The 23,008-nt window shown below is 50.7% G+C and carries 18 protein-coding genes, 1 tRNA gene and 2 pseudogenes; 7 read left to right on the top strand and 14 right to left on the bottom strand.

All coding sequences use genetic code 11. The annotated features are described in order from the left end of the window. Nucleotides 1-203 precede the first annotated feature (203 nt). Nucleotides 204-1,376, top strand: coding sequence for a phosphoglycerate kinase (locus AMF_RS09995; protein WP_010269040.1), 1,173 nt, complete (start codon nucleotides 204-206; stop codon nucleotides 1,374-1,376). Nucleotides 1,377-1,567: 191 nt separating this feature from the next. On the opposite strand, the gene xseA is transcribed toward AMF_RS09995, so the two are convergent. Together xseA and AMF_RS10005 are read right to left on the bottom strand one after the other, a co-directional pair. Beyond that, entirely contained in the window at nucleotides 1,568-2,761 is a 1,194-nt protein-coding gene (gene xseA / locus AMF_RS10000; protein ID WP_010269044.1) for an exodeoxyribonuclease VII large subunit, read from the bottom strand. Continuing rightward, nucleotides 2,736-3,395 carry a zinc-ribbon domain-containing protein gene (locus tag AMF_RS10005; RefSeq protein ID WP_338022820.1) on the bottom strand — a complete coding sequence of 220 codons (660 nt, stop codon included), beginning with the start codon at nucleotides 3,393-3,395 and terminating at the stop codon, nucleotides 2,736-2,738. The genes xseA and AMF_RS10005 overlap by 26 nt, the downstream gene beginning before the upstream one ends. 166 nt (nucleotides 3,396-3,561) lie before the next feature. On the opposite strand from AMF_RS10005, the gene AMF_RS10010 reads away from it, so the two are divergent. Together AMF_RS10010 and mnmE are read left to right on the top strand one after the other, a co-directional pair. Continuing rightward, on the top strand, nucleotides 3,562-4,419 hold the full coding sequence (locus AMF_RS10010) for a 2,3,4,5-tetrahydropyridine-2,6-dicarboxylate N-succinyltransferase (protein WP_010269047.1): 858 nt from the start codon (nucleotides 3,562-3,564) through the stop codon (nucleotides 4,417-4,419). After that, the gene (gene mnmE / locus AMF_RS10015; protein WP_010269051.1) at nucleotides 4,420-5,751 is read left to right on the top strand and encodes a tRNA uridine-5-carboxymethylaminomethyl(34) synthesis GTPase MnmE; all 1,332 of its coding nucleotides are present in this window, start codon (nucleotides 4,420-4,422) and stop codon (nucleotides 5,749-5,751) included. 156 nt (nucleotides 5,752-5,907) lie between these two features. Here the strand turns inward: mnmE and AMF_RS10020 are convergent, their stop codons facing one another. After that, a complete protein-coding gene (locus AMF_RS10020; protein ID WP_010269053.1) occupies nucleotides 5,908-6,465 on the bottom strand; it encodes a phosphopantothenoylcysteine decarboxylase in 558 nt (185 codons plus the stop codon). Nucleotides 6,466-6,474: 9 nt separating this feature from the next. Here AMF_RS10020 and AMF_RS10025 point away from each other — a divergent pair, with 9 nt between their 5' ends. Continuing rightward, nucleotides 6,475-8,574, top strand: a complete 2,100-nt coding sequence (locus tag AMF_RS10025) for an ATP-dependent DNA helicase RecG (RefSeq protein WP_010269054.1) — start codon at nucleotides 6,475-6,477, stop codon at nucleotides 8,572-8,574. A gap of 208 nt (nucleotides 8,575-8,782) precedes the next feature. Next, nucleotides 8,783-9,736 carry a complex I NDUFA9 subunit family protein gene (locus tag AMF_RS10030; protein WP_035062537.1) on the top strand — a complete coding sequence of 318 codons (954 nt, stop codon included), beginning with the start codon at nucleotides 8,783-8,785 and terminating at the stop codon, nucleotides 9,734-9,736. Nucleotides 9,737-9,874: 138 nt separating this feature from the next. Here AMF_RS10030 and purF read toward each other — a convergent pair whose 3' ends face one another. From purF to AMF_RS10050, 4 genes and pseudogenes are all read right to left on the bottom strand, one after another. Then, complete coding sequence (gene purF, locus AMF_RS10035; protein ID WP_037349306.1) at nucleotides 9,875-11,269, bottom strand: amidophosphoribosyltransferase; 1,395 nt, start codon at nucleotides 11,267-11,269, stop codon at nucleotides 9,875-9,877. A gap of 165 nt (nucleotides 11,270-11,434) precedes the next feature. Beyond that, nucleotides 11,435-11,995 carry an aminoacyl-tRNA hydrolase gene (gene pth / locus AMF_RS10040; RefSeq protein WP_012659157.1) on the bottom strand — a complete coding sequence of 187 codons (561 nt, stop codon included), beginning with the start codon at nucleotides 11,993-11,995 and terminating at the stop codon, nucleotides 11,435-11,437. 4 nt (nucleotides 11,996-11,999) lie between these two features. Then, the gene (locus AMF_RS10045) at nucleotides 12,000-12,656 is read right to left on the bottom strand and encodes a 50S ribosomal protein L25/general stress protein Ctc (protein ID WP_012659158.1); all 657 of its coding nucleotides are present in this window, start codon (nucleotides 12,654-12,656) and stop codon (nucleotides 12,000-12,002) included. A 188-nt stretch (nucleotides 12,657-12,844) separates the two neighbouring features. Then, nucleotides 12,845-13,111, bottom strand: a pseudogene (locus AMF_RS10050) (TrbC/VirB2 family protein); the annotation flags it as partial. Between the two features lie 562 nt (nucleotides 13,112-13,673). Here AMF_RS10050 and AMF_RS10055 point away from each other — a divergent pair. Continuing rightward, nucleotides 13,674-14,210 (top strand): annotated as a pseudogene (locus AMF_RS10055) (P44/Msp2 family outer membrane protein); the annotation flags it as partial. A gap of 476 nt (nucleotides 14,211-14,686) precedes the next feature. Here the strand turns inward: AMF_RS10055 and AMF_RS10655 are convergent. Then, a complete protein-coding gene (locus tag AMF_RS10655; protein WP_338022821.1) occupies nucleotides 14,687-16,468 on the bottom strand; it encodes a coiled-coil domain-containing protein in 1,782 nt (593 codons plus the stop codon). Nucleotides 16,469-16,707: 239 nt separating this feature from the next. Between AMF_RS10655 and AMF_RS10065 the strand changes: the two genes are divergently transcribed. Further along, nucleotides 16,708-16,781: transfer RNA gene (locus tag AMF_RS10065), tRNA-Met, on the top strand. A 63-nt stretch (nucleotides 16,782-16,844) separates the two neighbouring features. Here AMF_RS10065 and AMF_RS10070 read toward each other — a convergent pair. The 6 genes from AMF_RS10070 to AMF_RS10095 form a co-directional block, all read right to left on the bottom strand. Next, on the bottom strand, nucleotides 16,845-17,558 hold the full coding sequence (locus AMF_RS10070; RefSeq protein ID WP_010271122.1) for a ComF family protein: 714 nt from the start codon (nucleotides 17,556-17,558) through the stop codon (nucleotides 16,845-16,847). Further along, complete coding sequence (gene dapE / locus AMF_RS10075) at nucleotides 17,533-18,687, bottom strand: succinyl-diaminopimelate desuccinylase (protein WP_181005433.1); 1,155 nt, start codon at nucleotides 18,685-18,687, stop codon at nucleotides 17,533-17,535. The genes AMF_RS10070 and dapE overlap by 26 nt, the downstream gene beginning before the upstream one ends. A gap of 217 nt (nucleotides 18,688-18,904) precedes the next feature. Further along, the gene (locus tag AMF_RS10080; RefSeq protein WP_010266675.1) at nucleotides 18,905-20,596 is read right to left on the bottom strand and encodes a cation:proton antiporter domain-containing protein; all 1,692 of its coding nucleotides are present in this window, start codon (nucleotides 20,594-20,596) and stop codon (nucleotides 18,905-18,907) included. A 13-nt stretch (nucleotides 20,597-20,609) separates the two neighbouring features. After that, the gene (locus tag AMF_RS10085) at nucleotides 20,610-21,173 is read right to left on the bottom strand and encodes a thioredoxin family protein (protein ID WP_010266681.1); all 564 of its coding nucleotides are present in this window, start codon (nucleotides 21,171-21,173) and stop codon (nucleotides 20,610-20,612) included. 227 nt (nucleotides 21,174-21,400) lie between these two features. Then, a complete protein-coding gene (hemJ, locus tag AMF_RS10090) occupies nucleotides 21,401-21,847 on the bottom strand; it encodes a protoporphyrinogen oxidase HemJ (RefSeq protein ID WP_011114693.1) in 447 nt (148 codons plus the stop codon). A 130-nt stretch (nucleotides 21,848-21,977) separates the two neighbouring features. After that, complete coding sequence (locus tag AMF_RS10095) at nucleotides 21,978-23,003, bottom strand: pyruvate dehydrogenase complex E1 component subunit beta (RefSeq protein WP_012659159.1); 1,026 nt, start codon at nucleotides 23,001-23,003, stop codon at nucleotides 21,978-21,980. Between the last annotated feature and the right edge of the window lie 5 nt (nucleotides 23,004-23,008).

The raw sequence follows: 23,008 nt of genomic DNA on the forward strand, positions 1-23,008 counted from the left end.
TATAGCGTTAAAAAGGGGGTCCCAACATAGAGAGATGCCAGTTGTGGGACGTAGGCGGAGCACATGTGACGCAAGTTTTGCTAGAATCCGTTGCATATGATGCGTAATGAACGAAAGCACGCAATAGGACTTGTCTTGTGCGGTATACGTGTGTACACTCCTGAGGTGCTCTAGGACCCGTGCGTGCGGTTACGGGCGGCTTCATGTTGGATTTGGCGATGAAAAGCATCAGAACGTTGCCCTGGGTGCAAAATTCCAGTGTGCGGGGATGTAGAGTTCTGCTGAGGGTTGACTTTAACGTTCCAGTAGAACATGGCCAGGTGCGTGACAGAACAAGGATCGAAAGGGTTGCGCCTACGGTAGACTATCTAGTCAAAGCTGGGGCCAAGGTTATTATGGTGTCTCACTTTGGGCGCCCGAGCTGTGTGGACGCAGATTTCTCGCTTGAACCGCTAGTTGGCACCATAAGCGAGGTTTTGGGCGTACCCGTTACTTTTGTAGGAGACTGCTTTGGTGAAAGGGTGTGCACCGTTGTAAATGCATTGCCTTGGGGGTCCGTGGTCCTATTGGAAAACCTTAGGTTCCATGCGGGGGAGGAGAAGAACGATCCTGCTTTTGCAAAACAGTTGGCTTCCATGGCAGATTTGTATGTTAATGATGCATTTTCCTGCTCACACAGAATGCACGCCTCAATTGACGCGATCACCAAATTTCTCCCTGCTGCTGCGGGCCTTAATTTGCAAGATGAACTGCACTACCTGGGTAACATAGTGAGCGAGCATCCAGTTGCCGCGGTCATTGGGGGCGCGAAGACGTCTTCTAAGATACCAATGTTGCGTAACTTGGCCCAGAAAGTTGATTTTTTAGTGCTCGGTGGGGGGCTATCAAACAGTTTTTTGCGTGCAAGTGGCCACAAGATCGGTAGTTCGGTCTACGAACCTTGTGACGATGCCGTACATGCGGTTTTGGAATCCGCACGCAAGAGCAATTGCTGTGTGATCGTCCCCAGAGATCACGTTGTTGCGCGCAATCTGGACTGCAGTGCACAGACAAAGCAAAACAAAGATGTAGGAGAGGAGGACTGCATTTTTGATATTGGAACGCAAACCTCTGCTGAGGTGGCTGAGGTTTTGGGTAAATGTAAAACCGTGTTCTGGAACGGCCCCATGGGGGTTTTTGAGCGCGCGGCTTTCGCCACAGGCACCTCAGACCTGATTCGGAACTTGGTGTGCCTCAAGAAAGAAAAGGGGGTGAGCACAATTGTGGGGGGAGGCGACAGCATATTCGCCATAAAAGCGTCTGGCTATTCTGCGGAAGACTTTTCATACGTTTCCACCGGGGGCGGTGCCCTGTTGCAATTTTTGAGTGTTGCGTAAGGCTTGCGTGTACCGGGTCTGGCAGTTGAAAAGGAACGTACACTTCTGCACGGAATTTAACTAGGGTGCTGCCAGTAGTGCCAGGATTTCGTTTGCCGCTTGTGTAGGCGTTTTACCATGCCGTGGGCGCAACGGTCCGCTATTGAGCAGGTGTTATATGTCTGTTCCGGCAATAAAAGGCATGCTAGCGTTCAAGTCAGTATAGCTGCCCTTCGCTTTCCGTCTTTCCACTCTATCACTATGGTGTCGTCGGGAGCCACGGCATTTGCGGAGCTCACGTGTTGCCCGGTGTTGTCGTATATGACCGCATAACCCACCGATATAATATGTTCTTTGTTGTAACGGTCGATCCTCCCGATCAGGTTGTCAAGGTACTGTTGTTTTTTGAGCAAAGCCACCTTAAAAAGGAACTCGATTTTTTCTTGGTGCGCAAGCGCACTCCTTCCCACTTCGCTTATCTTGTGTTTAGTTTCGGTGAGTACGCCGTATAGCTGGAGCAACCTATGCTCTTTAGCGCCCAGCACATTTCTAACAGCGCTCCTGATTTTTGAAAGCTTATGCGCGATATCGCTCACGAGCTGTTGTCTTTCCGGCAGCACGATTTCGACAGCTGCTGTGGGAGTTGGAGCCCGTACATCTGCAGCATAGTCAATTATTGTAAAATCTGTTTCGTGCCCAATAGCGGAGACTATGGGTATCTTCGATGCGGCGGCTGTTCGCGCCAGCTCCTCGTCATTAAACGGCCACAAGTCCTCTATGCTGCCCCCACCTCTTGCCACAATTATCACATCAGGTGGCTCTTCCAAGTTGTTAAACCCCAAAATCGCTTGCACAACCATCGCACTCGCTTGTGAACCCTGCACCTGTACCGGCCATACTATGATATGTGAGGGGAACCTGTGCTTCACGCGGTTTAGTATGTCGCGAATTACCGCCCCAGTTGGTGATGTTATTACTCCAATTTTAAGCGGTAAAAGGGGCAGCGGCTTTTTACGTGCCTGGTCAAACAACCCTTCTTTCTCCAGTTTCTTGCGGCGTTCTTCAAGCATGGCTGCCAACTTCCCCTGGCCGGCAAGCACCATTCCTTCAATCACCAATTGGTATCTCGATTGGTAGGTACTAATATGCCCTGTGCATATGACCTCCAACCCATTTTCGAACTGTACATCAAGCCTGGTGCCGTGCCAACACACAGCACTGATGACAGAATTATCGTCTTTAAGTGACAGATATACATGCCCAGAGCTCGGCCTCGATAAGCCGCTTATCTCTCCACGAATTTTGATGCAGTAGAACGTATCATGCATCACCTGCCGTACTAGATCAGTGATCTCCGTTACGGTAAATTCTGGAATCATCTCAGTAGAACAAGACCTCAAAGACATTCCCGACCTTCACTTTTAAGGTTGCCACGTTGCTGGGCACGCCACTAACGGTTTTTTCAAACTGCAGCCTAGTGTTGCTGGGTATGAGCCCGTACTTGTTCACCTCTACCTTACGGGAGAATACTTTTTTGGAATTTTTGTCATAAAAAACGAGATGCACGCCAGGGATAAAGCGCTCATCACCCGCTGTATTTTCTATTGACCAGCTTACCTTTACTACTAGTTCTTCCCCATCAACGCTTAGGATCTTGACCCGAGATTCCTGCAGCCTTACGTGAGAGGTGTCATAAATTTCGGCAAAGCGGTATGCCTTTCTGAACCTATAAGGAATTTTCTTCTGAAATGTGGAAGAAAAGAAAAATATGAGCGGAAACATCATTAGAATGAGCACGCCATCCTTCCAAGTGAAAGGCTCGCGCCCTCTGCTACGTCTAGTTGCGCCGCCGAGCTTTACAGCGGGTGTGCTGGAAGATTTAGCTGTGCCTTCCTCGGCAGAAAAAAACCACACATGCCCGCAGTTTGTGCACTTGACTTTTTTTCCTTTAGCAGGCATCTTGTCGCGAGCTACGCTGTAAGTTGCATGGCAGTTTTTGCACTCTATCTTCATCGCATCGGCGCCGGTAACGCGTAACAACGGGTGCACTATAGCGCATTATTCTCTGTGTGTCCATTGTTATGAACTGATGATTGACCAAATGGAAGGCGGTTTCGTATCCGTTTGCCGACACCGAACCTAGTGTGCGCCTTGCAATTTTGGAAACTTCTGCTCGGCTTGAGACCGTTGTATGGAGCATGGGTGTATGTTAGGTGAGCGTGTCAAGGTGGATGAATCTGTGGACTCTGAGGCTGATTTTGAATATCTACAAGGTGTTTTTGAGGCAGAGAATTGCTCGCAGGACGAGCTGCGCCGAGCGAGCGAGACGGCTTTGGAACTTTTGGATATAGGCAAAATCCGGGCCTGCGTAAAATCGGCCTCCGGAGATTGGGTGGTCAATAGCTGGGTGCAAAAAGCTGTACTGGCTTTTTTCCGTACGCATGACATCAACTTCATGGGCATTCCAGGGTCAGATTGGTGTAGCTGGTGTGATAAAATCCCCGCAAAGTTTGCTGGGTGGGATGCCGCACAGTTTGCAAGTGCGAGCATTAGAGCGGTGCCTGGCGCGTATGTGAGGAAGTCTGCATACATTGGGGCCGGAGTGGTATTAATGCCGAGTTTTGTTAACGTTGCTGCCCATGTGGGTGCGGGGACCATGATCGACACATGGGCCACTGTAGGCAGCTGTGCGCAAATTGGGGAGAATTGCCACATATCTGGTGGCGTGGGAATAGGGGGCGTGCTAGAACCAGTCGGTAACAGGCCGACTGTTATTGAGAACGGGTGCTTTATCGGTGCTAGGAGCGAAGTTGTAGATGGAGTTATAATAGGGGAAGGGTCAGTACTCGCAATGGGCACATATATCGGGTCCTCAACCAAGATTATTGACAGAGAAACTGGGGAAGTCACCTTCGGTAGAGTGCCTCCCTATTCCGTAGTGGTTCCGGGGTGCGCTCCCACATCAGGTGGTGCATCTCTGTATTGCGCTGTAATTGTGAAAAAGGTGTGTAATCGTACCAGGAGCCGGACCGCAATCAACGAGATCCTCAGAGGGGTGTATTAGGTGTCACGCGCAGACACGATCTTCGCCTTATCAACGCCCATGGGTAAATCTGGGGTTGCGGTAATCAGAATATCCGGGCATAACGCCTTGAAGTCTATGCAACTGTTAGGTGTAAAAGAGCCGGTGCGTCCCAGAGTTGCTACTTGCAAAACCCTGTATGACAAAAAGCGGCAGCCGATAGACCAAGCTGTAGTACTGTATTTCCCTGGGCCCGGAAGCTTTACTGGTGAAGATGTTGTGGAGCTGCAAGTGCACGGCAGCCTGGCAGTTATAAGGTTGCTCTTCGAAGAGTTGCAAACGGTGTTTCGCATTGCAGAGCCGGGGGAATTCTCACTCAGGGCGTTTTTGAATGGTAAAATCGATCTCACCAGAGCTGAAGGAATTGCTGATCTTGTAAACTCTGAGACAGAAGCGCAACTGCGCCAGGCATTTGCCCAATCCTCAGGTTTCTTGGAGCGGTTGTATGAAGAGTGGCGTAGCAGCCTTGTTGATATACTGTCTGACCTAGAGGCTTACATCGATTTTCCCGATGATGTCTCACCACAGATACTGCGCAGTGTGCATGACAGAGTAAAAGAGCTGCATAACTCCCTTGAGCGGCATCTTGATGACGGCCACCGTGGGGAGAGATTGCGGCATGGCATGAGGGTTGCAATTCTCGGTAAGCCGAACGTTGGCAAGTCTACGCTGTTTAATCACCTTGCACGCAGAGACATGGCGATTGTTTCGGAATATCCCGGCACCACACGCGATGTGCTTGAAGCGCACGTGGACATCGGTGGCTATCCGTTCATAGTTGTAGATACCGCAGGTATACGTGAAAGCACAGATTTTGTAGAGCGTGAAGGCATCATGCGTGCAAAATCAGAGGCGGCAACTGCTGACATCAGGATAATGTTATTTCCCCACAGCGAAGCAGGCAACCTGGGTGTGCATGAGGCAATTGAAGGGGGGGATGATGGTAAAACCATTTATGTGCTGAGCAAGGCTGATAGCGCAAAGGAGGGAGAAACCAGAATTATAGAGGGAAAGCAGTTTTACCTGGTATCTGTGCACACCAACCTTGGGGTAGATAGCCTATTATCAGCGCTCAAGGAGAGGGCAATAGACGGGTTCCCAAAGTCCGGGGACGTATTAATAACATCACAAAGGCACAGAGGCCACCTACAAAGCGCTGCTAAAGTGATTTCCGATATTACAGACGAGATGCCCGCTGAGATTGTTGCTGAGTATCTCAGGCTGGCTACCAAGGAGATAGGTAAAGTCACTGGTGCGGTTTATGGGGATGATATTTTGGATAACATCTTCAAGAGATTCTGCATTGGAAAATAGCTCAGGTTTAATGCGCACAGGTTGCTAAGGACGTAGACGGCATTGCACCCTTGCAGTTTCTGGCGCGGATTGAGGCCATTTGTCCCGGCGGGAAGCTCTGCACCACAGAGAGTGGGGCGCATCTGTCCGAGTTTGTGGCTATGGGAAGGGGTGATGTCAATCCTCCGTGAGTGGCTTGCCGGCGCTATTTTGCATGTTCTCCACGTATGAGATTATGGTTTCCACGCTTGCCATTTTCCCGTAGCCCTCTTCCCCGCACGCCAATATGCCGGTCTCCGGCTCTATGATCTGCACATTATCGCGCTTTAGGATTTCCAGATTACGCAATGTTGGTTTCGCTTCCCACATTGCGGTGTTCATGGCAGGCGCCATGACGATTGGCACCCTCGCGCATGTTAGAATTGTTGATGGCAGGTCATCACAAATGCCATGCGCGGCCTTTGCCATTATGTTAGCACTTGCCGGCGCGACAAGTATAAGGTCGGAGTTGCGTGATAGCGAAATATGCTTCATACTCGCCTGCAGAGAGAAGAAATCGCTCTCCGTGTAGGTATGGTGCCCGGCTAACGATGTGACGGATAAAGGAGTGACGAATTTTTCTCCGCACTTACTCAGAACACACAACAAGTTATGGTTCCTCCTTTTCAGCTCCCTTGCAACGTCTAGCGACTTGTACGCAGCAACGCTGCCGGATATTATGAGCAGTATGTTCATGTGTGACCTATGATCAAGACGCCGAGGCCCGCGATTGGTCTACACTCAGATGATAAGGCTACCACGCAAAGGGCGGGAATCGGGATATTCTCGAGCATATACGATATGCCGAACATGGACAATAAGAAAGGCGAGATACTGGAAAGGCTATGCGGCGGGCACAGATTGATAGATATTTTGCTGTATGCCCCTTATGGATACGTAGACAGGACGAATAAATCGTTAGCGGAGGACTCAGTAGGCCGTGTGGTGACTTTTACCGCCCTGGTCAAGCAGCATATGCCACCTCCACCCGGCAGGAGGGCTCATCGCGCGCCCTATAAGATTTTGCTGGAATCCGAAGTTGGTCCTGTATCGCTAATCTTTTTCAACCATTCAAGGGGGCGCTTGAGCAATACGCTAAAGGTTGGGCACCAATGCGTGGTGAGCGGCAAGCTTGAAACGCACCGTGGTGCGCTGCAGATTGTGCATCCAGACTACGTAACCTCCAAGCTTGATCAACTGCAAGAAATCTGCACTCTGGAGCCATTATATTCTGTGGTCAAGGGTTTTCAATCCAAAGCAATGCACAAACTCATAAAGGCTTTTGTGCCGTTGTTGCCTGACTGGCAAGAATGGATCAGACCAGATGTACTATCGCAGAATTCATGGTGCAGCTGGAAAAAAAGCGTGGAGGGTATGCACGACCCGGACAGCGTGCGCGAGGTGCATCTTTACAAAGGTAGATTAGCCTACGACGAATTGCTAAGCTACCACGCAGCCATGTACTTTGCGAAGCAAAGCCGTGCAGCCAAGGGTGTTTCGGTCAAAAGCTGTGGGGTATACCGCAAATTGGTAGAGAGGAATTTAGGATTTGAACTCACTGATGGGCAAAAATCTGCAATTGAGGCCATAACGAGCGACCAAGCATCCGAAAAGCAGATGACCATGCTACTTCAGGGTGATGTAGGCAGCGGCAAAACGGTAGTTGCGTTGTTTGCCATACTCAACGCAGTAGAAAGTGGTGGCCAGGTTGCACTGATGGTGCCTACAGAGATACTGGCTGAGCAGCACTATGCGCGGATCAGTGATGCACTATCGGGCTTGAATATTTGCACTGAGTTGTTAACTGGTAGCACAAAAAACAAACAGCTGCTCAAAGATAGGCTGCTTGCCGGGGATATATGCATACTAATTGGGACGCATGCTCTGTTTCAGGAGTCAGTACGGTTCCGCAATTTGCGACTTGTAGTCATAGATGAGCAGCAAAGGTTTGGTGTTGTGCAGAGAATGCGCTTGGCAGAAAAGGGGGAGTCTACGGACGTGCTGTTCATCAGCGCTACGCCGATTCCCCGCACTTTGGAGCAAATTCTGTACGGCAACATCGATAGGGTAACGCTTTTCGGGCGGCCGCAAGGTAGGCGCCCAGTGCATACCAGCATGATACAAATTGGCAGAATAGATGAGGTGTGCCATCGTCTGCAAAATGCCATATCGGAAGGGCACAAAGCGTATTGGATATGCCCCCGTATCGTGCATTCCGAAACCTCTGAAATGACCTCAGCAGAAGGTAGATTTATAGCTTTGAGGGAAATATTTGGCAATCTTGTTGGCATAGCGCACGGTGCATTGCCGCAAGTTGACAAGGACAAAGCAATTAGGGCATTTCATGCCGGGGACATAAAAATACTCGTGGCAACCACGGTTATCGAGGTAGGTATTGATGTGCCAGATGCTACGATAATTGTCATTGAAAACCCAGAAAAGTTTGGCTTATCGCAACTACACCAGCTTAGAGGAAGGGTAGGCCGCAGCAGCAAGCAGTCTTTCTGCATACTACTGCATGGGGCCATTGGCAGAATTGCGTACCGTAAGCTAAGCGTGCTACGCAGCTCCCAAGATGGTTTTTTCATCGCGGAACAAGACCTACTATTGCGTGGTGGTGGTGATATTCTCGGGTACAAACAGTCTGGCGCTGTGGAATTCAGATTTGCGGACCCCTTTGACGTCCAGACTGTATTGAATGCGCGTTCTGATGCCTGGAGCATGCTCAAAACCGCTGAGGGCAGGGCGACGGCCTGCAGGCTAATGGAGATATTTGGATACTCCTTGCCAGAAGTACATTACTAATACTTTTACTTTACGTGGAATGTAATATTACAAACTGTGGTTGCCAGCGTATTGCTTCTGAAGGTATAACGCACAACGCCGCTGTGGCTGATGTAGCTGTGTTGGTGTAGGATGCTACACCCGGTGCAAGTTGCGGTGATTACTGTATTGGATTGCGCGGTGTTTTGAAAGCGTAGATAATGTGGAGGCTCAAAGTGACGGTGGCGTGATGAAAAAAGTGGTTGTGTTCGGTGGTAGCGGGTTCATAGGCAGGCATGTGGTAAGCAGCCTTGTCCTACGAGGATATACCGTAAGCGTATTTACTCGTAATCCGGAGAAAGCCGCGCGGCTCAAGTTGATCGGCAACTTAGGGCAAGTGCAAATAGTACCTGGTGACCTGTCTAACGCGCTGTTGATCGAGAAGCTGCTTGCGGAATGTGACGTGATCGTAAACCTTGTTGGCAGCATGAGCCCACGTAGGGATGTGCTACGGTATCTACACGTTACTGTGCCCGGCAACATTGCGAAATTTGCGGGGCAACACGGCAAAATGCTTGTGCATTTTTCTACGATGAGTAGCGACGTTGCCTCGAGCTCTTTCTACGCTACCAGCAAGCTTGAAGGAGAAAATACCGTTAGAAGCGTCTGCAAGGATGCGGTTATAGTAAAACCCAACCTGGTGTTTGGGGATGAGGACCATTTTTTCAGTAAATTTGCAAAACTTGCCAGGGTGCTTCCATTTCTGCCTGTTGTATGCGGTAATAGCATGGTACAGCCTGTGTATGTGGGCGAAGTAGCCGAGCTCACCTCCGCGATAGTCGAGGGCCAAGAAACCGGAAAGACACTCGAGGTATGTGGGCCCAAAACCTACTCAATGCGGGAACTTATGCAATTCATTTTGCAAACGACCGCCAGAGACAAGCCCGTGCTGGAGCTACCCACGGTGCTTGCGAGGGCAGTTGCTGCGCTCTGCGAGTTGCGACTAGTATCCTTTTTGCTCAAGCCTCTAACTGGGGATGGTGAACCCATATTGACTACCGACCAGCTAGCGCTACTGAAATATAGCATTGTTGCTGACAGCACTGCTGGTAGTGACGTGCGGGTGATGGCCCAGTCCATCGAGGATATTATGCCAGGTTGCCTAGAAATATACAAAAAACGCGGGGGGGACTCTTGCGCCTAAGCACGCGGCGCGCCTTGGTTGAGAATCGGATAATGGAGTAACTGGGTGCAAGGCGGGTCGCACCGTACGGTGGCTTGACCATACATGGCAGGCACTTCTCGATGTTGTTGTACCTTAATGCAGCGGCGGACTGTGCGTTCAGTGCTGTTCCATTTCGCCTACCGGGTACATGCCGGTGAAGCATGCGTCACAATATTGTGGAGAGGAGTTGTTGCGGGGGGACCCGCACACTGCTTTGTACAGACCATCTATGCTGATAAATGCTATGCTATCGCACTGCAGCATCGTGTTCAGTTCTTGTAGAGAGAGCCTGTTTGCCACCAACTTGGACCGCTCCGGCGTATCGATACCATAAAAGCATGAGTGCAGTGTTGGCGGGCTAGAAATCCGGAGGTGTATGGCTTTTGTTCCAGCCCTTCTAAGCAGCTCTATTACTTCTCGCAGGGTGGTGCCACGCACTATGCTGTCGTCAACCAGAACTATGTTTTTCCCGCGCAAAACTGAGGAGTTCGCGTTGTGCTTCAGCTCAACCCCCATGCGCCGCCCGCCATCGGTTGGCTGGATGAAAGTGCGCCCCACATAGTGATTCCTTACTATCCCAAACTCAAAAGGCACGCCAGACTTTGCCGCGTACCCCATAGCTGCTGGGATACCAGAATCTGGTACGGGCACCACCATATCTACATTGTCGGGAGGAGGGCTTTCTACTGCAAGCTCTGCCCCGATATTTTTACGTGCCTCATAAACTGGTATGTTGTCCACGACACTATCCGGCCTGGCAAAATATATATACTCAAAAATGCAGAAACTGCGCTTCAATGGCGGAAACGGATACGTACTGGTCAACTCATTTGACTGGCTGATTACCACCAGTTCTCCGGGTTGTATATCTCTGACAAACTCTGCCTTTACTATATCAAGTGCGCAAGTTTCTGATGCCATGACATATGCCCCATCCACGATGCCAAGCACCAACGGCCGTATACCGGCAGCGTCTCTCACCCCGACTAGGGTGTTGTTTGTCATCATGACCAGAGAATACGCGCCCTTAACCTCTTTCACGGCGGAGATGACGCAATCGATAAAAGAATCAGACGGGCTTGTTGCTATTAAGTGGGCAATGACCTCCGTATCGATGTCTGACAAAAACACGCACCCCTTGTCGACTAACTGCCTACGCAGGCTATCGGCGTTAGTTAGGTTCCCGTTGTGTGCGATCGCCAATTTGCCGAACTTGCAGTCTACCACTATTGGCTGCGCTCCCGGTTTACTGCCGCTGGTGGAATATCTTACATGCCCGACTGACAGATTGCCCCGTAACGAGTGTGCCTCCGGCTTTTCGAATATGCTACTCACGTGTTCACTGCTGTGATACACAGCGAACTCCCCATTGTTAGACGATGTAACAATGCCAAATGACTCCTGACCGCGGTGCTGCAGCGCATGAAGGCCCATGAGGCACTTCTTAGCCGCGTCGCTGTGGTTCTGGATTGCAAAAATCCCGCATTCTTCGTGTACGCTTGCCAGTGGCATACGATTCTGCACCAAATCACTCAGTGTAACATCTTACCACCGCAGCGAATATCACTCTAGCACTAATCTCGCAATTCTCGCCCTGCCATGCTGGCTTACTCTGCGCGATGTGTGCCTACTTGCGGTGGGGACATGGGGCCAAATACCGGGGGAAGTGTGCTGGTATCACTGCGCGTGGTCACAGCGTATTTTGGATATGAACCCGTTTACATTGCCATCCAGTAGCTCTGTGAGGTTGGCGGAGATTTTGTGCGCCAGCTGCTGCACCGAGTCAAAGTCATGGAAGTCAGACAGCACGTGCCCAGATAAGCTACCTGCATCTGGTCTGCCTACACCTAACCTAACTCTCCAATATTGACAACCAATTGCGGCGTCGATGGAGCGGAGGCCATTATGCCCGGCATTGCCCCCTCCTTGTTTGACCTTCACAACGCCATGCTGGAGATCTGCATCGTCATGAAACACTGTTATCTGTTCGGCTGGTATCTTGTGCATGCTAGCAGCCTTAAGCACGGCGGCACCAGACCTATTCATGAACGTTGCGGGTTTTACGATCATAGCCCTATGCAAGCCGACGTTACCTACAGACACAAGTGCATCATACTTGCTAGAAAACTCTGGAAAATCGAAGTCTCGCGCCACAGTGTCTGCAACAACAAACCCTACATTGTGCCGCGTAAACTCGTACTGCTTGCCAGGATTGCCGAGCCCGACCAGCAACAGCACGGCGCTACTTGCCTGTTTCCTGAGCTTCCGCAGCCCCTTGTCCCTGTGCAGACTCCTCCGGAGCCCCGTCTTCTTTCGCTTCCTCCACCGCAGCCGTAGCGGAGACTGATGCAACTACGGGATTCTCCTCCTTCATCGCAACTTGCATTGTTTCAGGCAGCGCCAGGTCACTCACATGTATAGAGTGCCCGATAGCCAGATCTAGCAAGTCCACCTCTAAGCTTTGCGGGATTGCATCGGGAGCGCAGCGGATTAGCAGGGAGCGATGCAAAATGTTAAGCGCCCCGCCAAGCTTAACCCCGGCGCATTTTTGTTCATTTAAGAACACCAAGGGAACTTCTACCTTGATTTCTGCGCCTCGATCTACAAACTGGAAATCCACGTGTGACACGGCGCCACTTACCGGGTGCTTCTGGATCTCCTTAGTGAGGGCGAACTCCTCTTTCCCGTCTATGCAGAGTTTTATGAGCTGCGAGAATATAGGGAGCGTGCGACACTTCTTCAAAAAATCTGCGTGCGACAGGGAGATGTTAACAGCGTCGCGATTCTTTCCGTACACCACTGCGGGTATCAACCCCGCTGCCCTGAGAGCGCGCGCACTTCCTGTGCCACACTTTGCGCGCACAGACGCATCTACCCTTATAGTATCCCCATGACTCATAACCCAACTCCTCTCAAAACCCTGGCCACGAAAAGCGAGAGTCAAGCATATAACAATACTCGCCGTATACAAAGGAATTTTGCACAGACTTGTCGCAAGCCACTCACCGCGCGACCAAACACAGCACATCCGCGCCACCAAAACCTTCTGGCCCCACAACACGCAGCAACTGCAAGGGTTGCTACCAATCCATCCTTGCCAGCCTGAGCAGGAGCCTTAGCAGCACCAAAGAATATAGCTGTAAATACAACCAACATTACAATAGCAGGCCATGCAAGCTTACCAAAGATAGCCATAATGCTAGAACCTAGTATCACTCCAGTCATGATGGGTAGTCCCAGCTTCTGCACAAACCGTATAACATTACATATAACAACAGTCGCTGTATCATCAGCTTCAGTACCAGTAGTACTAGTAGCAGGACTAGTAGCACCAGCAGGTACACCGTGGAGGATACTCCATGTGAAGACTCACTGCTTTCCATATCAACTAGTTACCCAACCAACTACACAGCATTTCCACCTCCTTCATTCAAAGCTCTTGGTACTATCAACGCCCCTGCCCATCGTGCGGTTGATGATGCGAGTCCGTTAGGTAGAACAAAAGAGGTACTGGCATCCTTCGGGTTGCACTAGTAACACATGTGGCGGGAATAGTGGTGCACATCAACCAGCACTCTACACAGTTGGGTTCCTGGCATTACCGACATACCTACCCTCTGCACCAGCACCACTCACAACTCATTCCCATATCAACTAGTCATCTACACAGCATACCCCTACGACTTCTCAGGCTCATGTTGATACTGCAAACAGTTGGGTGTCCCTATGTTCATCCCACTGTGGCATATCTACCATCTATAACCACCTAATGTTGTTCCTAAAGTACAGTTAAAGGTCCACACCACCTTCCCAGATCCCTACCTCTGTGTACTACTCGCACTACCAGCTTCCTTGGTGTTGCACTGACAACACCTAGCATAGGAACAGGCACTGCTACAGAAGTGGAAGAGAGGTAGGAGCCAGGGTTGAAGTAGGGATAGGACATGAGAGGTTTGTGATTAAGGGAGGTAAGAAGTCTAATGAGGATACAGCTTCAGTATTCTTATTAGGAAAGGAGTTAGCATATGATACAGCAAGGGGTCAGGTAGACCGTCTTGCCACTGCTTTAGGTAAGATGACTAAGGGTGAAGCCAAGAAGTGGGGTAATGCAGTAGAGAATGCTACTAATGGTGATAAGGTGAGCCAGAATGTGTGCAAGGGTACTGGTAGCACTGGCAGCAGTGGCAACAAATGTGGTACCACCGATAGCACTGCCACCACCAAGATTAGTGCGGTGTTCACTGAGGATGCAGCAGCGCAGTTATCTACTATGGACACTGCTACCAGTAGTACTAGTACCGGCACCATCAGCTTGCAGGGGATGGCGAATAACATTAATAGCCTGAGTAAGGAGGACAAGGCCATAGTTGCTGGGGCTTTTGCTAGAGCTGTTGAAGGTGCGGAGGTGATAGAGGTCAGGGCTATAGGGTCTACTTCTGTAATGCTCAATGCTTGGCATTGCCACCACAGCTGGAGTGCGTGGTACCACCACTACACCTTCCTAGTATACTTAGTGCAGTTAAAGTTCTCTGCATTCACACACCTAATTACTCGACCCTGGCGCCACTACCTCCGCACCCTCAGCTCTTGCCATCACCTACGCCTGCTTCTTACGCACTTCGGCGCAGTCATGAAGGTACTGCCACTGGGAATCAGTTATGTGGAGGATGCGAGCTTTGACTGTGCCAATTATAGGGGGAGTACTACCACATCAAGCCAAGTGGCTGCTAGGTAGTGATGGTGCAGAGAGCTGTGTTGGTGGTAAGTTGGGCTGAGGTGTCGGAGCTGGGAATACGAGTCTATAGATGGTAGAGGTGCCACACAGGTAATTAGGGTGCGCCCCAAACCTATAGAGGCTGGGAGACCTAGGTGGTGCCCAGTAGAGTTGGAAGATTAGGTGTGAGCGATGTTGCGAGGAAGAGTGGTGAGTCACACTGTTGTAGAAGGGGTTAGGAAAAGGGTTAGGGCCCCAGCGACCATTGCCCGTTCATCAGCATCCAAGTTATTAATATCCCTAGCCCATTTTCTAATCTTCTCAGCAGCAATTAATTCCCTTGCAGCATTAGCTCTCTCACTTACATCTAGACTGTTTAAATAATCAGTCCAACCCCTGTTCTTAGCTATCTCCATCGCACTAGCTAATGCTGCTTTAAGCTTCTTACTAACAGCTAGATCCTCTAGTCCCCTGATCCTCTTTATCTGTCTTCCCAGTTTTGCTATATCTCCACCCTCTAGGAGTGCGTTGATCTTGGCTAGTTTTTTCTCCAGTATCACTAACTCCCAGTCCTTTGTTTCTCCTACACCCAGCGCCACCAGTCCCAGGTCTAGTACTGCTCCAAAGAGCCCTTTGGCTTTTCGCTTCTCAGCCAGCTCCTTAATCAGCTTAAGCTTTTCCTGCTCCAGTACCTTCTTCTGACTTTCCAGACTCTTTCTATCTAGCTTACTTACCTTTGCTACCAGATTCCTCTCTAATGCCACAGTTCTGGTCGTAAGCTGTAATATCTCTTGAACATCTAGCGCTTCATCCTTCTGCTTTTCAGCCAATGCCTTGAGATCCTTAACCTCAGCTAGCATCCTCAGCTGCTCCTCCAGATCCAGTCTTATCTCCTTGAGCATCTGCTCCAGCTCTGGCCCTTCCTTCAGCTCCCTGATCGCTGCTAGTTCTTTTACTGTTTCTCCTAGCTTTTTCCCCAGTTCCTTAAGTCCGGGTGTATTCACCTTCAGCTTCTCCAGCTCCGCCAGCTTTTTCCCCTCTAGCTTCCCTAGCTCTCTCAGTGCTCTTATCTCTTCCCGTGTCAGCCCCTTTCCCTCTAGTTCTTTTGACCCTAACGACGTTACCTTCTCCTGCACCTCCTCCAACTTCTTAGCTTCTAGCTTTCCCAGCTTCCCCTTCACCTCCGCCAGCTTTATCTCTTCTAGCCTGTCCAAGTCTTCCAGTTTCAACTTTCCTACTGCCTGCTCCAGCTCTGACTTCTTTTCCTCCAGCTTTTTCTCGGCCTTCTTCACCTCCTTTATCTCCTCCTTCAGCCCCTTCAGCTTCTCCAACTCTCGCAGTTGTGCCACATCCGCCTCCAGCCGCACCAGCGCCTCCAGCTCCACTCTCAGCCCATCCTTCTCCAGCTGCGACTTTTTCGCTTCCAGCTCCCTCTCCAGCTCCTTCATCGACTCAAGCCGCTGCTTGACCAACTCCAGCTCCGCCAACTTTTCCAGTTTTTCTAATCCCAGCGCACTCTTTAGTTCCCTCTCTATCTCTTCAGCCTTTTTCTGTTCTAACAGCGTCCTAAGCCCCTCTGAGGCTTTTCTCGCTTTCAGTCTCAACAGCTCCCCCAGCTCCTCAGTCTCCAGCTTTTCAAGTTCTTCTAGCCACTTAAGTTCTCCAAGTTCAGCTAATTTACTTACTTGCTTTGCTAGTTCATGTTGTAGCTTTTCTAATTCTTCTGGTCTGCTCAGTTCTTGTATAACTAGTCCTTCATCAACTCCTACCATCTCCCCAGCAAGTAATGTATCTCCATCTGAGATCTCTCTACTAAACATTGCCCTTACAGGACTAGCTGTTCCTCTTCCTATACTACCTACTACTTCCTTCTTTAATCTACGTACATCACCCATGGACATCCTACCCAATGCACTGGATAGTAACTGACCCCTTGCTGTATCCAATGCTAGTTCCCTACCTAGTAGGAATGCTGTGTCATCTCCCCCCTTAATCACAAACCTCTCATGTCCTATCCCTACTTCAACCCTGGCTCCTCCAATTCTGTACCCAATGCTCCCCCCGAAAGCATTTACTGCCCGCGCTCGCCATTGACAAGGCAACGCCGCTCTGGGGCGGATTTCAGGTACTGGTAGCCCTGCCCGCTGGTACGGGTGCTGAGAAATTTTTATTTCTCAGTTGCTAAGACCTTTAGAATTTGGTACAAGGGGCCCACGCATGTGTCACATGTGCCTTACGCGGGGTGGAGCAGTTGGTTAGCTCGGCAGGCTCATAACCTGCAGGTCGATGGTTCGAGTCCGTCCCCCGCAACCTTCCGCAGCCAGCAGCATTGGTGTCATGTAAGTGTGCGTGCGGTTGTAGGTTGGCTATAGGTTATAGTAGGGTCCGGCAAAGCGTCACAGCACGGATCTCACGTGCACCTGTATCTGCAAGCGCGCTCGCACATGCCGCAATGGTGGCCCCTGTGGTTATTACGTCGTCTATCAGTACTATGACCTTCCCGCGCACCTTATCCGTGTCGGCAACCGTGAAGGACGCACAAACATTTTTCCTTCTAGCAGTTGCAGCCAAACCGTGCTGAGGCGGAGTATCTTTTGACTTTTTGAGTAATAGAACTTCCGTAGGAATCTTGCGCAACTTGCCTACAGCCTGGGCCAGCAGGGCCGCCTGGTTGTATTTTCTGTGCATTAAACGTACCCTATGCATAGGCACCGGCACTAAAATATCCGCACCTTCCAGCACCGCTTTGCCCCTTTCGCACATCCAACGCGCGTATGCTCTAACATGGAACAGGTCGTCACCAAATTTGAGCCGTAGCACCATGTTTTTACTGCATTCGTCGTACACAAACACGGAGTTGATGGCCGATATATGCGTGGGCCTAGCTGCGCACCCAGCACATGTATTGGTATGTCGCTGTGCCACGGCCCCGCACACAACGCAGAAGTCCTCCCATAGGAACCTAATTGCCCGCGTGCAGGCGTCACACACAACCTTCCCGCGCGGGATTATTGTGCGACAATTCGCGCATATGTCGGGGAACAGCGCATCGCAAATCTTGCTAACTACGGCTCTGAGCAACAGCAAAAAACCTGTTAATGAACCTGTGATATATCTCCGCAAGTGTTAGCACATCTGCAACTGACACGCATTCATCTACTTTGTGGGCAGTACCGCTGGGCAAGCCGAGCTCGGCTACTGGGCAAAAGCTACTAATGATGCATGCATCGGACGTCCCTCCATCCGTAATCAGCCTTGCATCCAGCCCGGTTACCTCCTTTACAACCTCACACAAAGTTGCTGTGTAGCAAGAGGGTTGACTGATAGATGCACCGCCAAAGCACCTATGGGAGAGCGTGTAGTTGCTTGTCACTGAGGCGCATATTGCGTCCATGTCCCGGTATAGAGATTCCGCGGTATGGAGGTCATTAAACCTTATGTTAAACGCCGCAGTGGCGGACGACGGGATTAAATTCTCCACATCATTGCCAACGTCAATACTTGTTATCTCGCAATGCGAGGGAGGAAAGTGGTCGGTACCACTATCCAGGGTGGTGTCTTTGATCTTACGCAAGATACAAAGCACATCGTCTATGGGGTTATGCGCCAGCTCCGGATATGCGACATGCCCCTGTACGCCACGACACGACAGCTCAAAATTTAAGGAACCCCTGCGCCCTATGGATATGCAATCTCCCAAACGCTTACGGCTACTGGGCTCTCCCAACACGCAGTAGTCCGGGCAAATCCCGTTCTTTGTCATCCAATCTAAAACAGATTTGGTTCCATACTCCCGCCAGCGCCCCTCCTCATCACCTGTAATAAGAAAGCTAAGGCACCCAGGCACCGAATCCAGCCGGGCAACCGCAGAAATGTACGCGCAAATCGCAGCCTTCATGTCGGATGCACCACGGCCGTATAGCATACCGTCTTTCACCTGCGGGGAGAATGGATCAGTACGCCAGGTGCCCCCAGGCGGCACCACATCAGTGTGGCCAGCGAAACACAGATTGGGATGGCCGTTTCCGTATTGCGCGTATAGGTTTTTCACCTCTACATCGCCATTTCCGAAGGACAGAATTTCGCACCTGAACCCTAAATCCGACAACAGCTCTGCCAGGAACGGTATGGCACCGCTTCTATCCGGCGTAACACTAGGGTAAGACATGAGCCTGCAGGCCAGCGACACTGGGTCATCCAGGCGCACATCAGACATACCTTGAACTTCCACGCGCACACCCACAAAAAAGACAAAGGTTAGCATATCTCAAAGGACTTGGTATTGCAATACCGCACGTACCCATTCATGAGTCGCGTACGTAGTGACGCGAACGGCTGCTCAAATTTCTGGTAGTGGCGTTGCTTGCATATTGTGTACGTGCCACCAGAATTATGGACAAAGCCGGCGCGTTTTACTGAACTCGCTCTCCATACTATTCTTCTATGTGTCCGTAATCCTCCGCCCTGAGGGCATCTTGCAACGATGCAATCGCATCTGTGCTGAACCCGCTGATGCTCAACGCCACACCACCCAGTTGCAAGCCAGTTTCATACGTTTCCGGAATCAAATAGTGGGCACCGAGCTTTCTGTAGGCTTCCGCGTTCGTCAAATCAGGTATGCGTACCGCCACTATCGTGTCACGGAAGTTGTTTGCTACCAGGGATATTATTTTTTTGGTCGTCACACTGTTGTTGATTGCAATAATCACTGCCTTGGCACGCGCAATTCCCATAGATGTCAAGGTCTCAAGCCTTGTTAGATCACCCAAATACACGGGGAATCCCTCTTTCCTCCCCTCAGTGACCACAACTGGTTGAATATCGGACGCAATGTAGTTCACATGTTCTGCAGTGAGCACTTTTGCAACTATCCGGCCCACCCTGCCGAACCCGACAACAATCACGTGTTGATCAAGGTCTCTAGTATCAAGCACCAACTCTTGTGACGAGAAAGCAATCTTATTCTTAGTGAGCAACCCGGCTATCCAATGCCCCAACGCCGCCAGCAGAGGTGTAAACGCCATGGTGACTGTTGTCGTCATCATGAGTATCTGCGCCAAGCCGTGTGACATAACGCCCTTTTCCGCCGCCAGACCAAACAAGATGAAGGCGAACTCTCCTCCCTGGCACAGTAGCAACCCAGCATGCACACCCACAGCGAGCTGGAATCTGAAAAACCTGCACAACGCGCAAACTACAATTGCTTTTAGCAAGATAAGTGCGATAGATAGCGCAAGGATGATGGGCAGTTTACTGATTAACAGCCCACCATCTATAGACATTCCCACCACCATGAAGAACAGCCCCATGAGCAGTTTTTTGAACGGCAGTACCACCTGCTCTACATCGTATCTGTACTCAGTTTCTGCAACGAGGAGCCCAGACACGAACGCCCCGAGTGCCATGGAAAGATTGAAATTTTCTGTAACAAACGCGGCTCCTAACACCACCAAAAGCGTGGTCGCAATGAACGCCTCGTTGCTTTTCATCGTTGCTATGGTACCGAACAGCGGGCGCAATAGTAGCCTTCCTGATATAAAAATCAGCGCAAGTGCCGCCACGGCCTTGAGCAGCGCATGCATTAGCGACATCACCAAGCTATTGGACTCCCCAGCCAGAAGCGGAAGTAACACTATAAGGGGCACAACTGCGAAGTCTTGCAGCAGCAAGATAGCAACGGACAGCCGGCCTATCTGGGTTGACTGCTGCCCCTTTTCTTGCAGCACCTGCAGCACAATTGCAGTGGAGGACAACGCCAGGGCTCCACCTATGACTACGGAGCTCTCATAATCCACACCAAGGGCTCTGGCAACGCACCAGATAAGGGTTGCAGTAACGATAACCTGCATCGTACCGAACCCAAATACATGCAGCCTCATGGCCGCAAGCCTTTCAAACGTTAGCTCAATACCGATGAGAAACAACAAGAAAACTACGCCGAACTCACCCAAGCTGCTTATTATTGCGGATGACTCCACAAGCTGCAGCCCATGCGGTCCGATTGCAGCACCGGCGACAAAGTACCCCAGTACCGGACTGATGCGCAGCTTGCCGAACACCACAACCACAACCACGGCCGCAGAGAGCAACAAGATAACATCCAACAGGTAGCTGGCGTGACTCATATCGCAACCATACTCAACCGGAGCGCCATTTTATTGAGCAACCGATACTAGGTACCTGGTCACCCGGTACTTTGCCAGTTTCCGCTACAAACCGCACCGCCTCGAAAAGCTCACTCCTATCATCGGGGCAAAGCCCCCAGTCCTTGTTAGGGTCATCAAACCTGCCCCTGTAGCACAACTGCAGCTCCCTATTGAAACAAAAAAAGTCAGGCGTGCAAACCGCACCGTAGCTCTTTGCAACGGACTGACCTTCGTCTATAACGTACGGGAATGGAAAGGCGAGGCTTTGCGCCAACGCCGCCATTTTGTCGTAAGAATCCTCCGGGTATGCGTCCGTATCATTAGGCATTATAGCGACTGCTCCCACGCCACAATCCGCCATCAGCAACTTCACCTCGCGCACGAGGTGTTTTATCAAGGCCTTCACGTAGGGACAGTGATTGCATATAAACATTACCAGAAGGGCACTGCTACCACGGAAGTTATCCAGGCCATAATAGCCCCCGTCTGTGGCTTTGAGCCGAAAATCACGCGCGGTAAACCCCGCGTCAAGCGTAGGAGTAACTACTGCAGCCACCTAGCACCTACCAAAGAGCACTTAACAACCGGATTCTAAGCTGCATGCCGATGAAAAGTCAACAGTTTCGTCTATGGCAACTAAAATGCGGCTGAAAGCAGCCCTTGGCTGCAAAATTCAAACCACCTCAAACGTCCCCAGTGGCCTTTGCGCCGCAACCGTCCAGAGCAGCCAGCCACAGCGCATTCCCCGCTGCGTTGTGCCCAGCATCTAGGCCTTACTTGCCGTTACATAAATGGTCGCACTACAACCATCACCACTATTGCAACCATGAGTGCAGTGACAGTTTCATTGAGTATTCTAAAGTAGAGCGGAGAATGCCTGCATGCATTCCGACGCAGGTCCCTACCGTACTTAGCCAACAGAGCGTGAATGGTAAGCATGGCAAGAATAAGCAAGAACTTAATTTTGAACCAAAGAAAAACGTAATATCCCTCCGCAACCGCCAACGATATACCCGTTGCTAAGGTTGCCAGCATTGCTGGGTTCATGATGTACAACAATAACCGGCGCTCCATCAGGGACAGCAGGGAGTCCCCCTCCGATCCGTAACGCACTTTTGAGTGGTATACATACAACCTGGGTAGATACAACATGCCCACCATCCAGGAAATCGCTGCAATTATATGAAATGCCTCAACCCAGCGGTGATAAGCACAAATCCACGTGAGCACAGCCTTATTAATAGTTTAATAACTAAGGCATTGTAGCACGCCCTGCCGTTTATGCAATACAGCGCGCCCCGACGGAACACGATGTTTTGCCCGGCGCACATTTCATCGAGCTGGCAGCTGACAAAACAAACTACACTTTGCGGTAGCAAACCTCGTGCGCCGCACTGACTATATCGCTGACCTGAGGGAGTGCGGAGGCTTCCAGGTTAGCGGCATACGGCAATGGCACCTCCTTGCCCGCAACCCGCAGCACCGGAGCGTCAAGGTCATCAAACGCGAACTCAGTCACAAATGCGGCAATTTCAGCGCCTACGCCGGAGAATGGCCATCCCTCCTCTACGGTTACCAATCTGTTGGTCTTTCGTACTGACTGTAAAATAGTTTCGCGGTCCAGGGGGCGTATGGTGCGCAAATCTATAACTTCCGCACTTATTCCATCATTCATCAACGCATCAGCCGCCTCTAGCGCGTACTGCAACTGCAATGAAAATGCCAGGACCGTCAGATCTGATCCTTCACGCACCACTGCAGCTTTTCCTATTTCTACCAGATAGTCGGCGCTTTGCTCTTCTTCTGAAATGTCATGCTGGTGCCCATATGCAATCTCATTTTCCAAGAATATTACAGGATTGGGGTCCCTAATTGCGGCTTTTAACATGCCTTTGCAGTCAGCAGCAAAGTACGGGGCGACCACCTTAATGCCGGGAATATGTGCGTACCACGACGCGTAGCACTGCGAATGTTGAGCCGCCACTCCCGCAGCAGCACCGTTAGGACCACGGAACACAATAGGGCAACCCAACTGCCCACCAGACATGTAATTCGTCTTGGCTGCTGAATTCACTATCTGGTCCATGGCTTGCATGGAAAAGTTGAAGCTCATAAACTCCACAATCGGCTTTAAACCGCAAAATGCGGCCCCTACCGCGATGCCAGTAAACGCGTGCTCGCTTATGGGTGTATCAACAACTCTGCTAGGGCCGAACCGCTCCAGCAGCCCCTGGCTGACCTTGTACGCACCCTGGTACTCTCCGACTTCCTCCCCAATCAAGAGCACGTTAGGATCACGCTCCATTTCTTCTTCCATGGCCTGACGTAACGCTTCTCTCACTGTGATTAGTGCCATACGCTCCCAGAGGTGTATTTCCGGCCTCATCTTAT

It is taken from the genome of Anaplasma marginale str. Florida (assembly GCF_000020305.1).
In the GTDB taxonomy this organism is placed as follows: domain Bacteria; phylum Pseudomonadota; class Alphaproteobacteria; order Rickettsiales; family Anaplasmataceae; genus Anaplasma; species Anaplasma marginale.

What these genes read in the sequence shown, in the direction of transcription:
- AMF_RS09995 (WP_010269040.1), top strand. Translation starts at nt 204, where the DNA reads ATGTTGGATTTGGCGATGAAAAGCATCAGAACGTTGCCCTGGGTGCAA.
- xseA (WP_010269044.1), bottom strand. Translation starts at nt 2,761, where the DNA reads ATGTCTTTGAGGTCTTGTTCTACTGAGATGATTCCAGAATTTACCGTA.
- AMF_RS10010 (WP_010269047.1), top strand. Translation starts at nt 3,562, where the DNA reads ATGTTAGGTGAGCGTGTCAAGGTGGATGAATCTGTGGACTCTGAGGCT.
- AMF_RS10020 (WP_010269053.1), bottom strand. Translation starts at nt 6,465, where the DNA reads ATGAACATACTGCTCATAATATCCGGCAGCGTTGCTGCGTACAAGTCG.
- AMF_RS10025 (WP_010269054.1), top strand. Translation starts at nt 6,475, where the DNA reads ATGATCAAGACGCCGAGGCCCGCGATTGGTCTACACTCAGATGATAAG.
- AMF_RS10030 (WP_035062537.1), top strand. Translation starts at nt 8,783, where the DNA reads ATGAAAAAAGTGGTTGTGTTCGGTGGTAGCGGGTTCATAGGCAGGCAT.
- purF (WP_037349306.1), bottom strand. Translation starts at nt 11,269, where the DNA reads ATGCCACTGGCAAGCGTACACGAAGAATGCGGGATTTTTGCAATCCAG.
- AMF_RS10045 (WP_012659158.1), bottom strand. Translation starts at nt 12,656, where the DNA reads ATGAGTCATGGGGATACTATAAGGGTAGATGCGTCTGTGCGCGCAAAG.
- dapE (WP_181005433.1), bottom strand. Translation starts at nt 18,687, where the DNA reads ATGTCTGATGTGCGCCTGGATGACCCAGTGTCGCTGGCCTGCAGGCTC.
- AMF_RS10080 (WP_010266675.1), bottom strand. Translation starts at nt 20,596, where the DNA reads ATGAGTCACGCCAGCTACCTGTTGGATGTTATCTTGTTGCTCTCTGCG.
- AMF_RS10095 (WP_012659159.1), bottom strand. Translation starts at nt 23,003, where the DNA reads ATGAGGCCGGAAATACACCTCTGGGAGCGTATGGCACTAATCACAGTG.